Below are 13,868 nucleotides of genomic sequence, written 5' to 3'. Positions count from 1 at the left end.
GTTGATAGGCCAGATATGGAAGCCTGGTAACGGGTGGAGTTGACTGGTACTAATAGGCCGAGGGCTTGTCCTCAGTTGCTCGCGTCCACTGTGTTAGTTCTGAGACAACGACTGTTGTCGGTTGAGTAGAACGCACAAAAGAAAAGTGTGCTTGTTCGCTCGAAACCATTAGGGTTTCGGTGGTCATAGCGTGAGGGAAACGCCCGGTTACATTTCGAACCCGGAAGCTAAGCCTTACAGCGCCGATGGTACTGCAGGGGGGACCCTGTGGGAGAGTAGGACGCCGCCGAACAATCTTTGGAAAGGACCCCTGGTCCCAGCGTTCAGCTGGGACCAGGGGTCCTTTTGTTTCTAGAATGCTTGCAGTACCGAAGACAGGAGTCACCATGTCCACCAACTCTCCCGACGATCGACCGGAGCGCGACCAGCGGCGACGGGACAGTGGTGACCGTGGCGGCTACCGCGGTGGACCGCGCCGTGACAATGAGCGGCGTGACAACGACCGTGGTGGCTACGGCCGGCGTGACGACCGCCGCAGCGACGACCGCCGTGGGGATGACCGTCGGGGGGATGACCGAGGGGGGTTCCGTCGCGACGATCGCCGCGACGACCGTGGTGGCTTCCGTCGTGACGACAACCGTGCTGGTGAGCAGCGTGGCGGCGGTTTCCGCGGCCGCGACGACCGCGGCCGCGACGACCGCCGTGATGGTGACCGTGGGCCTCGTCCCGCGTTCCGTCGCGACGACCGTCCGGGAGCCCCTCGTCGTGACGACCGGGATCGCGACCGTGGCTTCCGGAAGGACGGCGATCGGCCGGCTTTCCGTCGTGACGACCGCCGTGACGACCGCCGTGACGACCGTCCCGCGTTCCGTCGGGATGACCGTCCCGCGTTCCGTCGAGATGACCGTCGTGACGACCGTCCCGCGTTCCGTCGTGACGACCGTCGGGATGACCGCAGGGACGACCGGCGCGACGGCGGGGACCGTGGCGATCGTGGTGGCTTCCGTCGCGACGACCGCGACCGTGGGTTCCGTCGTGACGACCGCCCCGCTCGTCCTGAGCGTCGTGAGGGTGACCGTCCCGCGTTCCGTCGTGACGACGACCGCGGTGGCTTCCGTCGTGACGACAGCCGTGGCGAGCAGCGCGGTGGCGGGTTCCGCGGTCGCGACGACCGTGGCCGCGACGAGCGACGCGGGGACGATCGCGGTGGGCGTCCGCCCTTCCGCCGTGACGACCGTCGCGATGACTTCCGTCGTGACGACCGTCGTGACGGGGACCGTCCGCCCTTCCGCCGCGATGACCGTCGCGATGACTTCCGCCGTGACGACCGCCCCGCTCGTCCTGAGCGTCGTGAGGGTGATCGTCCCGCGTTCCGTCGCGACGACGACCGTGGTGGCTTCCGACGTGATGACGACCGTGGTGGGTTCCGTCGTGACGACAGCCGTGGCGAGCAGCGTGGCGGTGGCTTCCGTCGTGACGACAGCCGTGGTGGTGAGCGTGGCGGCGGTTTCCGCGGGCGCGACGATCGCGGCCGGGACGACCGGGGCCGTGGTCCCCGTCGGGACGACCGTGGGGGTCGGCCCGGTGGCTTCCGTGGCCGGGACGACCGGCAAGGCGGCGACGACCGTCGTGGCGGTGGGCGCTTCCGCGACGAGCGGGACCGGGACCGTGAGCCGATCAAGCGGCTGCCGATCCCGGAGGACGTCACCGGCGAGGAGATCGACAAGGACGTACGGCAGGAGCTGCAGAGCCTGCCGAAGACGCTCGCGGAGGACGTCGCCAAGAACCTGGTGATGGTCGCGCGGCTCATCGACGAGGACCCCGAGGGCGCGTACGGCTACTCCCGGGTGGCGCTGCGGCTGGCGTCGCGTGTTGCGGCCGTGCGGGAGGCGGCCGGCTTCGCGGCGTACGCGAACCAGAAGTACAGCGAGGCCCTCGCGGAGTTCCGCGCGGCCCGGCGGATGACCGGGAACGTCGAGCTGTGGCCCGTCATGGCGGACTGCGAGCGTGGTCTCGGGCGGCCCGAGAAGGCGCTCGACATGGCCGGGGCGCCCGAGGTGCACAAGCTGGACAAGGCCGGGCAGGTCGAGATGCGGCTCGTCGCGGCCGGCGCCCGGCGTGACATGGACCAGCTCGACGCGGCCATCGTGACCCTGCAGAGCCCCGAGCTGGCCTCCAACTCCGTACAACCGTGGACCGCGCGCCTGCGGTACGCCTACGCCGACGCGTTGCTCGCGGCCGGGCGTGAGGGCGAGGCGCGCGAGTGGTTCGCCAAGGCCGTCGAGGCCGACAAGGACGGCAGCACGGACGCGTCGGACCGGCTCGCGGAGATGGACGGCGTCGAGTTCGTGGACGCCCTCGTCGAGGCCGAGGACGAGGCCGGGGACGAAACCGAGCACGAGGGCGGCGTCGCGGATGACGTCGAGCAGCGCGGTCCCGAGGAAGCCGAGGATGCCAAGGCGCTCCAGGACACGTCGGCCACGGCCGTCGAGGACCTCGGCGTCGATGAGGACCTCGATGTCGACGACAACCTCGACGAAAACCTCGACGAGGACGACAAGGACTGACGTCCGGCAGAGACGGTGAAGGGCGGGATCCCGTACAGGATCCCGCCCTTTCGTATGTCCGGCCCTCGGGTCCCGGCCTGCGGAGGGCGCCGGGTCAGAGCTCCAGTGCGCGCAGGACCAGTCCCGACGCCGGCTTGGGGCCGAACGACGTGGACTTGCGGGGCATGGTGACGCCCTGGCGGGCCAGGTCGCGTACGACCTCCTCGCGGACCGGGTGCATGAGGACGGCCGTGCCGCCGTCCCGTTCGGCCTTCTCGACCGTGGCGGCCGTGTCGTGGATGTAGGCGACATGCGCCGGGGAGTCCTCGGGGATGCGCCAGACGTGGTCGAGGAGGGTGGCGTGCAGAACCGTCGCGTCCAGGGTGCGCCAGGCCGTCGGTCGGTCGGCGGGGATCGTACGGGCGAGGAGGTCCGGGTCCGGGCGGTCGACGAGGTGGAAGGCGCCGTCACCCGCGAGGACGAAGGCGTTGCCGGCGGCGGACGCGTCCGCCAGGGCGTCGAGGGCCTCCGGGAGCGCCACGTCGAGCCGGCGTACGCGGAACAGGCCGTCCAGGGCGGTGAGGGCGTCGCTGAGCGGGAGTTGATGGAGGAGGCGGTGGATCGCGCGCACGCGCAGGGGGTAGCGAACGGTGTCGACCAGCAGGACCAGGCCGTAGTCCCAGGGGCTGGGCGACGGATGCTCCGTGCGGAGCCGGAGGTAGGTCGCCCAGCGGTGGTGGCCGTCGGCTATCAGGGCCTGGTGGCGGGCGAGGTCCGACCGGATCTCGGCTAGGTCGGCGGGATCGGTGACCGCCCAGAGGCGATGGCCGAAGCCGTCCTCCGTGGTCGTGGCGAGGAGCGGGGCGCGTTCCGTGGTGCGTTCGACGACGGCTGTCGCGCCGGTCGTCGCGCCGTCACCCCGGTAGGTGAGGAGCAGGGGCTCCATGTTGGTGCGGGTGGCGCGCATCAGGGCCGCGCGGTCGGCGATGACATGGGGGATGACGTCCTCGTGGGGCAGGACCACGCCCGCGGAGGGCTCGGAGAGGCGCAGGGCGCCTATGAGACCGCGTTGGAGGATGCTGCCGTCCGCCTGCTCGTAGACGTAGAGACCGGGCTCGGCGTCGGCGGCGAGGACGCCGTCGGCGAGCCAACGGCGCAGTGTGTCGGAGGCCTGTTCGTCACGGGCGGCGGGGGTACCCGCCTGGGGGAGTATCAGGCGGACGATGTTGTACGGATCGGCGGATTCGAGGTGGAGCAGACCGTCCGGCCGTACGACGACGTCGTACGGCGGTGATGTCACGGCGGCCAGGCTGCCGACCCGGTCGGGGTCGTAGCGAAGCCCCCGGAACGGGGTCAGTTCGAGGCCGCTGCGCGCCGGGTTCTCCTCCGCGGGACCTGCGTAGTTCATTGATGCATCGTATGGGTGTCGGTGCCGTGAGGGATGATCGGGGAAAGTGACCTGACCGATTGTTGACCGACGGGCACCGCCCGCCAGGTCGGGCGACCGGTGGACCCAGCGAGGAGCGGAGCACGATGAGCCAGGCAGTCAGGACGCGGCCCGACGGCAGTGGGCGGGCCCTGAGCGAGGCGTACGACACGGCTCTGCTCGATCTGGACGGGGTGGTGTACGCGGGAGGGAGTGCGATCGCGTACGCCGTGGAGTCCCTGAGCACGGCGCGCGCCGGTGGGATGCACCTGGCGTACGTCACCAACAACGCGCTGCGGACGCCCGACACGGTGGCCGCGCATCTGACGGCCCTCGGGATACCGACCGAGGCCGGTGACGTCATCACCTCGGCGCAGGCCGTGGCCCGGCTGATCAGCGAGCAGTTGCCCGCCGGGGCGCGGGTGCTGGTCATCGGTGGCGAGGGGCTGCGGGTGGCGCTGCGGGAGCGGGGTCTTGAGCCGGTCGAGTCGGCGGACGACGATCCGGCGGCGGTGGTGCAGGGGTACGGCGGCCCCGAGCTGCCCTGGGGGCGGTTCGCGGAGGCCTGCTTCGCCATCGCGCGCGGGGTGCCGTGGTTCGCGTCCAACACCGATCTGACGATCCCGAGCGCGCGCGGGATCGCGCCGGGCAACGGGGCGGCGGTGCAGGTCGTCCGGATCGCCACCGGTGCCGAGCCGCAGGTGGCGGGCAAGCCGCTGCCGCCGATGCACCGCGAGACGATCCTGCGGACCGGCGCCCGGCGGCCGTTGGTGGTCGGCGACCGGCTGGACACGGACATCGAGGGCGCGTTCAACGGCGAGGTCGACTCGCTGCTGGTGCTGACCGGGGTGACCGACGGCCCGCAGCTGCTGGCCGCGCCCCCGCAGCACCGGCCGACGTACGTCGACGCCGATCTGCGGGGCATGCTGACCGGGCAGCCGGAGGTCGTCGAGGCGGGCGCGGGTTTCCGCTGCGGCGGCTGGACGGCCACGGCGGGGCCGGATCGGCTGGAACTCGACGGCGAGGGCGAGGCCCTGGACGGGCTGCGGGCGCTGTGTGCGGCGGCCTGGACGGCGGCCGGTGAGGGATCGTGCGAGCTGGACGGGGGGAAGGCGCTGGCCCGGCTGGGGTTGTGACGGGCTGAGTGGGCACCCGCCTCCGTACGACCGGGCGGTGTTCGGGGACGCGATCGAGCCGAAAAAGGAGGATAGGCTAACCTAACCGGGTGTTGGTCGACAGTCCTCCTGAACCGAGCGCGGACACCGCCCCCGCGCCCCCGAACCGCCGGGCGGTACGAGCCGTCGGGCTTGTCGTGGCCCTCGTGCTCCTCGGCCTGGTCGCCCTGGCGAGCATCGCGATCGGTGCGAAAGAACTCTCCTTCGAGCAGGTCTGGCACGGTCTGTTCGAGGACACGGGGACGTACGGCGACGCCGTGGTCGGGGAGCGGATCTCGCGCACGCTCCTCGGACTGCTCGCGGGGGCCGCGCTCGGGCTGGCCGGTGCCGTCCTCCAGGCGCTCACCCGGAACCCGCTGGCCGACCCGGGCCTGCTCGGCATCAACGCGGGCGCGTCCGCGGCCGTGGTCACCGCCATCACCTACTTCGGCGTCACCTCGCTGAGCGGCTATGTGTGGTTCGCGTTCGCGGGTGCCGCCGCGGTGGGGGCGCTGGTCTGGTTCCTCGGCGGCAGCCGGGGCGCGACGCCGGTGCGGCTCGCGCTCGCGGGCACGGCGATCAGCGCTGCGCTCTACGGCTACCTCCAGGCCGTGATGATCATGGACGACGCGGCGCTCTCCAAGATGCGCTTCTGGACGGTCGGTTCGCTGGCCTCGGCGACCGACGGGACCATCACCCAGGTGCTGCCGTTCCTGGCCGTCGGCACGGTCGTCGCGCTGCTGCTCGCCCGCCCGCTGAACGCGATGGCCATGGGCGACGACACCGCACGCGCGCTCGGCGCCAACCTCAACCGCACCCGCGCGCTCTCCATGGCCGCCGCCACCGTGCTGTGCGGGGCCGCGACCGCCGCCTGCGGGCCGATCGTCTTCGTCGGGCTGATGGTCCCGCACGTGGTGCGCTCCTTCACCGGGCCCGACCTGCGCTGGATCCTGCCGTACGCGACCGTCCTGTCTCCCGTGCTGCTGCTCGGCGCCGATGTGATCGGTCGCATGGTGGCGCGGCCCGCGGAGCTTCAGGTCGGCATCGTCACCGCGATCCTGGGCGGTCCGGTCTTCATCTTTCTCGTACGACGGCGGAGGACGGCCCAGCTGTGAAGACGCAGGCCACGAGGGAGACACACGACAGGGGCGAGCGTGCCGGGCGCGGCCGTGCGCTGCGCACGCCCGGCGGACTGTCCGTCCGGCTGGACGTACGGGCGTTCACCGTCGTCGTCCTGCTGCTGGTGGCGGCGCTCACCGCGAGCGTCGTACTGATCGGCACCGGCGACTTCCCGATCCCGGCCGGCGACGTCCTGCGGACGCTGTTCGGCAACGGGAACGCGGGCCAGGAGTTCATCGTCAACGAGCTGCGGCTGCCCAGAGTCCTGGTCGGGCTGCTCGTCGGGGCCTCGCTCGGGCTCGGCGGGGCGCTGTTCCAGTCCATCTCCCGCAACCCGCTGGGCAGTCCGGACGTGCTCGGCCTCTCCCAGGGCGCCACCGCCGGCGCGCTGGTCGTCATCGTGCTGTTCTCCGGCAGCGCCGACCAGGTGGCCCTCGGGGCGCTCGTCGGCGGTCTGGTCACCGGCCTCGCGATCTACATGCTGGCGTGGAAGCGGGGCGTGCACGGCTACCGGCTCGTGCTGGTCGGCATCGGTGTCTCGGCGATCGTCACGGCGGTCAACGGCTATCTGATCACCAAGGCCGACCTCGTCGACGCGGCCCGCGCGGTCGTGTGGATGACCGGTTCCCTCAACGGGCGTGACTGGGAGCAGGTCTGGCCGCTGCTGATCATGTGCGCGCTCCTCGTGCCGCTGGTGCTCGGCAACGCGCGCGGGCTGCGGATGATGGAGATGGGCGACGACGTGTCGTACGCCCTCGGGGTGAGCGTCGAGCGCGTACGGCTGCTGCTGATGGTGTCGGCCGTGCTGCTCACCGCGGGGGCCACCGCCGCCGCAGGGCCGGTCAGTTTCGTCGCCCTCACCGCGCCCCAGCTCGCCAAGCGGCTGACCCGCTCCCCGGGCCCGAACCTGGTGCCCGCGATGTGCATGGGGGCGACCCTGCTGATCGTCGCCGACTGGGCCTCGCAGCGGGCCTTCGGGGCCGACCAGCTGCCGGTCGGCGTGGTCACCGGCGTACTCGGCGGCGTCTACCTGCTGTGGCTGCTGGTCACCGAGCGGAAGGCCGGGCGGATATGAACGACAACGACAGCGCGTCGGCGCACGCGAACGACAAGAGGAGCACCGTGAACCGCCTGTCCGCCGAGAACGTCACCCTCGCCTACGACCAGCGGGTCATCGCCGAGCAGCTGTCGGTGGAGATTCCCGACAACTCCTTCACCGTGATCGTCGGCCCCAACGCCTGCGGCAAGTCCACACTGCTCCGCGCCCTGTCACGGATGCTGAAGCCGTCCGAGGGGCGCGTGCTGCTCGACGGGCAGGTCATCCAGTCGATGCCCGCGAAGAAGGTCGCCCGGACGCTCGGGCTGCTGCCGCAGTCGTCGATCGCGCCGGACGGGATCACCGTCGGCGACCTCGTGGGCCGCGGCCGGTACCCGCACCAGGGGCTGCTGCGGCAGTGGTCGGCCGAGGACGAGCGGATCGTGCGGGAGTCCATGGAATCGACCGGGGTCGCCGAGCTGGCCGACCGTTACGTCGACGAGCTGTCCGGCGGCCAGCGCCAGCGGGTCTGGATCGCCATGGCGCTCGCCCAGCAGACCCCGCTGCTGCTGCTCGACGAGCCGACCACCTTCCTCGACATCCAGCACCAGATCGACGTGCTCGACCTGTGCGCCGAACTCCACGAGCAGCAGGGCCGCACGCTGGTCGCCGTGCTGCACGACCTCAACCACGCCGCCCGCTACGCCACCCACCTCATCGCCCTGCGCGGCGGCTCGGTGATCGCCGAGGGCGCACCCTCCGAGATCGTCACGGCCGAGCTGGTCGAGGAGGTGTTCGGGCTGCGCTGCCAGGTCATCGACGACCCGGAGACGGGCACGCCGCTGGTGGTGCCGGCGGCGCGCCGGGCCAGGACCGGGACGGCGGGGCCCGAGAAGGCCGCGAAGACCGAGAATGCCGCGAAGGTGGGAGCTACAGGAGCTTCCTGAGCTGGAGCAGGTCCCGGAAGCCCGCCTCCAGCTTCACGCGGCCCGAGCCCCAGGCCTTGGCGAAGTTCAGTTCGCCGTCGACGAGGGCCACCAGGTCGTCGCCCGTCATCGCGAGCCGGATCTGGGCCTTCTCGGTGGGTGGCCCCTGGAGGGTGTCGCGCACCTCGATCCGGCCGTCCCGCATCCGGCCCACGAAGGTGATGTCGAGGTCCGTGATGTGGCAGCTCACCGAACGGTCGAGGGCCGTCGCCTCGCGCACCTGTCCGTCGGCGCCTGCCATGGTGTCCGAGAGCTTTTCGAGCGCGGCGCGGCACTCATCGATCGTTGCCATCGCGATCGACGGTACCCCAGAGCTTCGCGGTAGCGTCTGGGCATGAGCGACTCTTTGCCCGAGGCCGTGGCGGAGACGGACGCGGCGGTTCCGGAGCCGGCGGCCGAGGCCGAACCCGAGTACGACCCCGCCGCCCCGGCGCCGCTGGACGTGCCCCGCACCGCCACCGGCCACCCCGAGGTCGACCTCGCCCTCGACCGGCTGGCCGACGCCGACCACCTCGCCACCGACGGCCACGTGGAGGTGTACGAGGATGTACACCGGGGGCTGCGCGACGCGCTCACCGCGCTGGACGCCCGCCCGGGACCTCCGGTGCCCCCGCGACCGTACGAAAGCAGGAGCTGAACCGAACGTGGCAGGAGTCGCACGCCGCCGTCTGGACGCCGAACTGGTCCGGCGGAAGCTCGCGCGGTCGCGTGAGCACGCGAGCCAGCTGATCGCCGCCGGCCGGGTCACCGTCGGCAAGACCGTCGCGACCAAGTCCGCCACCCAGGTGGAGACGGCGGCCGCGATCGTGGTCGCGAGCGACGACGGCGACCCCGAGTACGTGTCCAGAGGCGGCCACAAGCTCGCCGGGGCCTTGGAGGCCTTCGTCCCCCTGGGGCTGGCCGTCGAGGGGCGCCGGGCGCTGGACGCCGGAGCCTCCACCGGCGGGTTCACCGACGTGCTGCTCCGGGCTGGAGCCGCGCACGTCGTCGCCGTGGACGTCGGATACGGACAACTCGCCTGGACTCTGCGCAGTGATGAACGCGTCACCGTCAAGGACCGTACGAACGTACGCGAGTTGACGCTCGAAGCGATCGATGGGGAGCCTGTGGATCTTGTCGTGGGGGATCTGTCCTTCATCCCGCTCGGCCTGGTACTGCCCGCCCTGGTGCGGTGCGTGAAGCCGGACGCCGATCTGGTGATGATGGTCAAGCCGCAGTTCGAGGTGGGCAAGGAGCGGCTGGGCAGTGGGGGAGTGGTGAGGAGCCCGGAGCTGCGCGCCGAGGCGGTGCGCCAAGTGGCCCGGCGGGCCGGGGAGCTGGGGCTCGGGGTGAAGGGTGTGACGGCCAGTCCGCTGCCCGGTCCCTCGGGGAATGTCGAATACTTTCTGTGGCTGCGTGCCGGGGCTCCCGCGCTGGACCCGGCCGACGTAGACCGAGCAGTGGCGGAGGGGCCGCGGTGACTCAGGACCGATCTCGAACTGTCTTCCTGCTCACCCATACCGGGCGGCCGGCGGCGATCCGCAGTGCCGAACTCGTCGTCAAGGGGCTGCTGCACCACGGCATCGTCGTGCGCGTCCTGGAGTACGAGGCCGAGGACATCCCGCTGCCGGAGGAGGTGGAACTCGTCAAGGAGGCCACCCCGCAGTGCCTCGACGGGTGCGAGCTGCTGATCGTCCTCGGCGGTGACGGCACGCTGCTGCGCGGCGCCGAGTTCGCCCGCGCGTCCGGGGTGCCGATGCTCGGCGTCAACCTCGGCAGCGTCGGTTTCCTCGCGGAGGCCGAGCGGGACGACCTCGACAAGGTCGTCGACCGGGTGGTGACCAGGTCCTACGAGGTCGAGGAGCGGATGACCGTCGACGTCGTCGTTCACCAGAACGGGGACATCGTCCACACGGACTGGGCGCTGAACGAGGCGGCCGTGCAGAAGGCCGGCGCCGAGAAGCTGCTGGAAGTCGTCCTGGAGATCGACGGGCGGCCGGTGACCGGGTTCGGGTGCGACGGGATCGTCCTGTCGACGCCGACCGGGTCGACGGCGTACGCGTTCTCGGCGGGCGGGCCGGTGGTGTGGCCGGAGGTCGAGGCGCTGCTGATGGTGCCGATCTCCGCGCACGCGCTGTTCGCCAAGCCGCTGGTGACGTCGCCGAACTCGGTGCTCGCGGTGGAGGTGCTGCCGCACATTCCGCCAGGGGTGCTGTGGTGCGACGGGCGGCGGACCGTCGAGCTGCCGCCGGGGGCGCGGGTCGAGGTGCGGCGGGGGGCGGTGCCGGTGCGGTTGGCGCGGCTGCACCACGCGTCGTTCACGGATCGGCTGGTGGCGAAGTTCGCGCTGCCGGTTTCCGGGTGGCGGGGGGCTCGGCACTAGCGCGATGTGGGGGACGGCGGGGACTCGTGGGCGGCTGCGGGTTCGTGGGGGTTGCTCGCGCAGTTCCCCGCGCCCCTGACGGGGCGCGCTGTAGCTCTCCGGGGTGACATTGGGGACGGGGGGCGTCGCACTTCCGTCTCCGGACCTCGTAAGGTCGTGTCCGTGTTGGAGGAGATGCGGATACGGTCGCTCGGAGTCATCGACGATGCTGTCGTCGAGTTGTCGCCCGGCTTCACCGCCGTGACGGGTGAGACGGGTGCCGGCAAGACCATGGTCGTCACCAGCCTGGGCCTGCTGCTCGGCGGGCGGGCTGACCCGGCGCTCGTGCGGATCGGTGCGAAGAACGCCGTCGTGGAGGGCCGGATCGCCGTGCCCGAGGGCGCGTCGGCGGTGGTCCGGGCCGAGGAGGCCGGGGCCGAACTCGACGACGGTGCGCTGCTGATCAGCCGTACCGTTTCCGCCGAGGGACGGTCCCGGGCACATCTCGGCGGGCGTTCGGTCCCGGTGGGGATGCTGGCCGAGCTGGCCGACGAACTCGTCGCCGTGCACGGGCAGACCGACCAGCAGGGGCTGCTGAAGCAGTCCCGGCAGCGGGCGGCGCTCGACCGGTACGCGGGCGACGCGGTGGCCGTACCGCTGACCAAGTACGGCGAGGCCTACCGGCGGCTGCGGGCCGTGGCCGGTGAACTGGACGAGATCGTCACCCGTGCGCGGGAGCGGGCCCAGGAAGCCGACATGCTGCGGTACGGCCTGGACGAGATCGCCGGTGTCGAGCCACGGGCCGGTGAGGACGTGGAGCTGGCCGAGGAGGCCGAGCGGCTCGGGCACGCGGAGGCGCTGGCCTCCGCGGCGACGGCCGCGCACGCGGCGCTCGCGGGCAATCCGGAGGACCCGGAGGGCGTGGACGCCTCGACGCTCGTCGCGGGCGCGCACCGCGCGCTGGAGGCCGTGCGGTCGCACGACCCGGCGCTCGCCGCGCTCGCGGAGCGGATCGGTGAGGTCGGGATCCTGCTGGGCGACGTGGCCGGGGAGCTGGCGGGATACGCCGACGACCTGGACGCCGACCCGCTGCGGCTGGCGGCCGTGGAGGAGCGGCGGGCCGCGCTGACGGCGCTGACGCGGAAGTACGGCCAGGACATCGCCGCGGTGCTGTCGTGGGCCGAGGAGGGCGCCCAGCGGCTCACCGAGCTCGACGGCGACGACGAGCGCATCGACGAGCTGACCGCCGAGCGGGACGCGCTGCGGGCCGAGCTGGGCGGCCTGGCGCAGGCCCTGACGGACGCCCGCGCGGAGGCCGCCGAGCGGTTCGCCGCCGCCGTCACCGCCGAGTTGGCCTCCCTCGCCATGCCGCACGCGCGCGTGTCGTTCGAGATCCGGCAGACCGACGACCCGGACGGTGTCGAGGTGGGCGGGCGTACGGTCGCGTACGGGCCCTCCGGCGCGGACGAGGTCGAGCTGCTGCTCGCGCCGCATCCGGGGGCGCCGCCGAGGCCCATCGCCAAGGGCGCGTCCGGGGGTGAGCTGTCGCGGGTGATGCTGGCCGTCGAGGTGGTGTTCGCGGGGACGGACCCGGTGCCGACGTATCTCTTCGACGAGGTCGACGCCGGTGTCGGCGGCAAGGCCGCGGTCGAGATCGGTCGGCGGCTCGCCCGGCTCGCCAGATCGGCGCAGGTCGTGGTGGTCACGCATCTGCCCCAGGTGGCGGCGTTCGCCGACCGGCAGCTGCTGGTGGAGAAGACCAACGACGGTTCGGTGACCCGGTCCGGTGTGAAGGTCCTGGAGGGCGAGGACCGGGTGCGTGAGCTGTCGCGCATGCTCGCCGGTCAGGAGGACTCGGAGACGGCACGGGCGCACGCGGAGGAACTGCTGGCCGCGGCCCGCGCGGACGCGTAGGGGCTGTTTCGCGCCGACACGCGGCGGGGCGTGAGCCGTGTGGAGGGGCAACCTCGTGCGGGAGTTCACTCGTGTGGGTGAGCCTGGGTCCGGGGTTGCCCGCCCTTCCGGCCGCTGCCCCGTTCGGCTGTCCCGGAACACCCTTGCGGCCTGGCATCCTTGGTCAGGTATGTCCGACCCCGAACCAGGAGCCCCGGCCACGTGAGCCACGTGAGCAGCCACTCACCACACGGCCAGTCGCCGCTGCGGACCGTGCAAGTGCTCGGCGGCGGCAACGCGGTGAGTAGCGCGCATGTGCGATCGCTGGCCTCGGGACTGGTCGCCAGGGGCGTGCGGGTCACCGTCTGCGCCCCCGGTGAGACGGACGGTCTGTACGACTTCACCGGTGTCGGCGCCCACCACGTCCATGTGCCCCGCAGCAGCGACCCGGCGTCGGTGGCGAGTCTGCGCAGTGCCTGCGCGGACGCCGACCTGGTGCACGCGCACGGCCTGCACGCCGGCTTCCGCGCCACCCTCGCGCTCGGCCGGCGCACCACCCCGCTCGTCGTCACCCTGCACTCGCGCTCGCACGCCGAGGGGGCGCGGGCGCATCTGCTGCGGCTGTTGGAGCGGCGGGTCGCCAAGGCGGCGGCCGTGGTCCTCGGCACCTCCTCCGACCTCGTCGACCGGGCCCGCAGCCGGGGTGCGCGCGACGCCCGGCTGGCCGCCGTGGCGCTGCCCGTGTCGCGCCGGGCCGTCCCCGGCGAGGACCCGGAGCGTCCCGCGTCCAAGGTCAGGGCCGAACTGGGCGCCACGGAACGCCCGTTGCTCATGGCCGTCGGCACGCTCGACCGCCACTGGGGGCACGAGACCCTGCTCGACGCCGCCCGGCAGTGGCGCGAGCTCGACCCTGCCCCTCTGCTGGTCGTCGCGGGTGAGGGGCCGTCGCGGGGGGTGCTGCAGCGGCGCATCGAGGACGAGGAGCTGCCCGTACGGCTCGTCGGGCGGCGCGACGACGTCTCCGAACTGGTCGCGGCCGCCGACCTCGCGCTGCTGCCCGGCGGTCCCGAGGCCCGCTCGGTCCTCGCGCAGCAGGCGCTGCACGCGCGCGTGCCGCTCGTCGCCGCCGCCGTCGGATCGCTGCCCGACCTGGTCGGCGACGGCGCCGAACTCGTCCCGTACGGCGATGCCGGGGCGCTCGCCGGAGCCGTCCTGCGCCTTCTCGGGGACCCCGCCCACCGCGAGGTGTTGCGGGAACGGGGTGCCCGGCAGGCGGCCACCTGGCCGACCGAGGACGAGACGGTGGCCCAGGTGCTCAGTGTCTACGACGAGTTGACGCAGCTCAGGCCCCTGACCTGACGGGCGGG

At 72.3% G+C, this 13,868-nt stretch carries 13 protein-coding genes and 1 rRNA gene; 11 read left to right on the top strand and 3 right to left on the bottom strand.

The window, feature by feature from the left end:
* Positions 1 to 175 precede the first annotated feature (175 nt).
* Positions 176 to 292: ribosomal RNA gene (gene rrf / locus ACZ52C_RS21100) — 5S ribosomal RNA — on the top strand.
* A gap of 31 nt (positions 293 to 323) precedes the next feature.
* Here rrf and ACZ52C_RS21095 read toward each other — a convergent pair.
* A complete protein-coding gene (locus ACZ52C_RS21095; RefSeq protein WP_469076168.1) occupies positions 324 to 1,613 on the bottom strand; it encodes a hypothetical protein in 1,290 nt (429 codons plus the stop codon).
* Positions 1,614 to 1,685: 72 nt separating this feature from the next.
* Here ACZ52C_RS21095 and ACZ52C_RS21090 point away from each other — a divergent pair, with 72 nt between their 5' ends.
* Positions 1,686 to 2,567, top strand: coding sequence for a tetratricopeptide repeat protein (locus tag ACZ52C_RS21090; RefSeq protein ID WP_469076167.1), 882 nt, complete (start codon positions 1,686 to 1,688; stop codon positions 2,565 to 2,567).
* A gap of 94 nt (positions 2,568 to 2,661) precedes the next feature.
* Here the strand turns inward: ACZ52C_RS21090 and ACZ52C_RS21085 are convergent, their stop codons facing one another.
* A complete protein-coding gene (locus tag ACZ52C_RS21085; RefSeq protein WP_469076146.1) occupies positions 2,662 to 3,954 on the bottom strand; it encodes a DUF1015 family protein in 1,293 nt (430 codons plus the stop codon).
* Between the two features lie 125 nt (positions 3,955 to 4,079).
* Here ACZ52C_RS21085 and ACZ52C_RS21080 point away from each other — a divergent pair, with 125 nt between their 5' ends.
* The 4 genes from ACZ52C_RS21080 (at position 4,080) to ACZ52C_RS21065 (ending at position 8,228) form a co-directional block, all read left to right on the top strand.
* Positions 4,080 to 5,108 (top strand): HAD hydrolase-like protein, encoded by a 1,029-nt coding sequence (locus tag ACZ52C_RS21080; RefSeq protein ID WP_469076145.1) that lies wholly within the window; start codon positions 4,080 to 4,082, stop codon positions 5,106 to 5,108.
* 89 nt (positions 5,109 to 5,197) lie between these two features.
* Positions 5,198 to 6,241 carry a FecCD family ABC transporter permease gene (locus ACZ52C_RS21075; RefSeq protein ID WP_469076144.1) on the top strand — a complete coding sequence of 348 codons (1,044 nt, stop codon included), beginning with the start codon at positions 5,198 to 5,200 and terminating at the stop codon, positions 6,239 to 6,241.
* A complete protein-coding gene (locus ACZ52C_RS21070; protein ID WP_469076143.1) occupies positions 6,238 to 7,320 on the top strand; it encodes a FecCD family ABC transporter permease in 1,083 nt (360 codons plus the stop codon). Before ACZ52C_RS21075 ends, ACZ52C_RS21070 begins: the two co-directional genes overlap by 4 nt.
* Complete coding sequence (locus tag ACZ52C_RS21065; RefSeq protein ID WP_469076142.1) at positions 7,317 to 8,228, top strand: ABC transporter ATP-binding protein; 912 nt, start codon at positions 7,317 to 7,319, stop codon at positions 8,226 to 8,228. Before ACZ52C_RS21070 ends, ACZ52C_RS21065 begins: the two co-directional genes overlap by 4 nt.
* Here the strand turns inward: ACZ52C_RS21065 and ACZ52C_RS21060 are convergent.
* Positions 8,212 to 8,559, bottom strand: a complete 348-nt coding sequence (locus ACZ52C_RS21060; RefSeq protein WP_469076141.1) for an SCP2 sterol-binding domain-containing protein — start codon at positions 8,557 to 8,559, stop codon at positions 8,212 to 8,214. The genes ACZ52C_RS21065 and ACZ52C_RS21060 overlap by 17 nt on opposite strands.
* Before the next feature lie 42 nt (positions 8,560 to 8,601).
* On the opposite strand from ACZ52C_RS21060, the gene ACZ52C_RS21055 reads away from it, so the two are divergent.
* From ACZ52C_RS21055 to ACZ52C_RS21035, 5 genes are all read left to right on the top strand, one after another.
* Entirely contained in the window at positions 8,602 to 8,904 is a 303-nt protein-coding gene (locus ACZ52C_RS21055; RefSeq protein WP_469076140.1) for a hypothetical protein, read from the top strand.
* Positions 8,905 to 8,911: 7 nt separating this feature from the next.
* Positions 8,912 to 9,727, top strand: a complete 816-nt coding sequence (locus tag ACZ52C_RS21050) for a TlyA family RNA methyltransferase (protein ID WP_469076139.1) — start codon at positions 8,912 to 8,914, stop codon at positions 9,725 to 9,727.
* Entirely contained in the window at positions 9,724 to 10,629 is a 906-nt protein-coding gene (locus tag ACZ52C_RS21045) for an NAD kinase (RefSeq protein ID WP_192364600.1), read from the top strand. Before ACZ52C_RS21050 ends, ACZ52C_RS21045 begins: the two co-directional genes overlap by 4 nt.
* Before the next feature lie 174 nt (positions 10,630 to 10,803).
* Positions 10,804 to 12,522, top strand: a complete 1,719-nt coding sequence (gene recN / locus ACZ52C_RS21040; RefSeq protein WP_469076166.1) for a DNA repair protein RecN — start codon at positions 10,804 to 10,806, stop codon at positions 12,520 to 12,522.
* 201 nt (positions 12,523 to 12,723) lie between these two features.
* Positions 12,724 to 13,860, top strand: a complete 1,137-nt coding sequence (locus ACZ52C_RS21035; protein ID WP_469076138.1) for a glycosyltransferase family 4 protein — start codon at positions 12,724 to 12,726, stop codon at positions 13,858 to 13,860.
* Positions 13,861 to 13,868: the final 8 nt, after the last annotated feature.

It is taken from the genome of Streptomyces sp. NPDC034049, from assembly GCF_055575575.1.
This window is presented reverse-complemented; position numbering and strand designations above follow the sequence as displayed.

What these genes read in the sequence shown, in the direction of transcription:
- ACZ52C_RS21085 (WP_469076146.1), bottom strand. Translation starts at nt 3,954, where the DNA reads ATGAACTACGCAGGTCCCGCGGAGGAGAACCCGGCGCGCAGCGGCCTC.
- ACZ52C_RS21080 (WP_469076145.1), top strand. Translation starts at nt 4,080, where the DNA reads ATGAGCCAGGCAGTCAGGACGCGGCCCGACGGCAGTGGGCGGGCCCTG.
- ACZ52C_RS21065 (WP_469076142.1), top strand. Translation starts at nt 7,317, where the DNA reads ATGAACGACAACGACAGCGCGTCGGCGCACGCGAACGACAAGAGGAGC.
- ACZ52C_RS21060 (WP_469076141.1), bottom strand. Translation starts at nt 8,559, where the DNA reads ATGGCAACGATCGATGAGTGCCGCGCCGCGCTCGAAAAGCTCTCGGAC.
- ACZ52C_RS21055 (WP_469076140.1), top strand. Translation starts at nt 8,602, where the DNA reads ATGAGCGACTCTTTGCCCGAGGCCGTGGCGGAGACGGACGCGGCGGTT.
- recN (WP_469076166.1), top strand. Translation starts at nt 10,804, where the DNA reads ATGCGGATACGGTCGCTCGGAGTCATCGACGATGCTGTCGTCGAGTTG.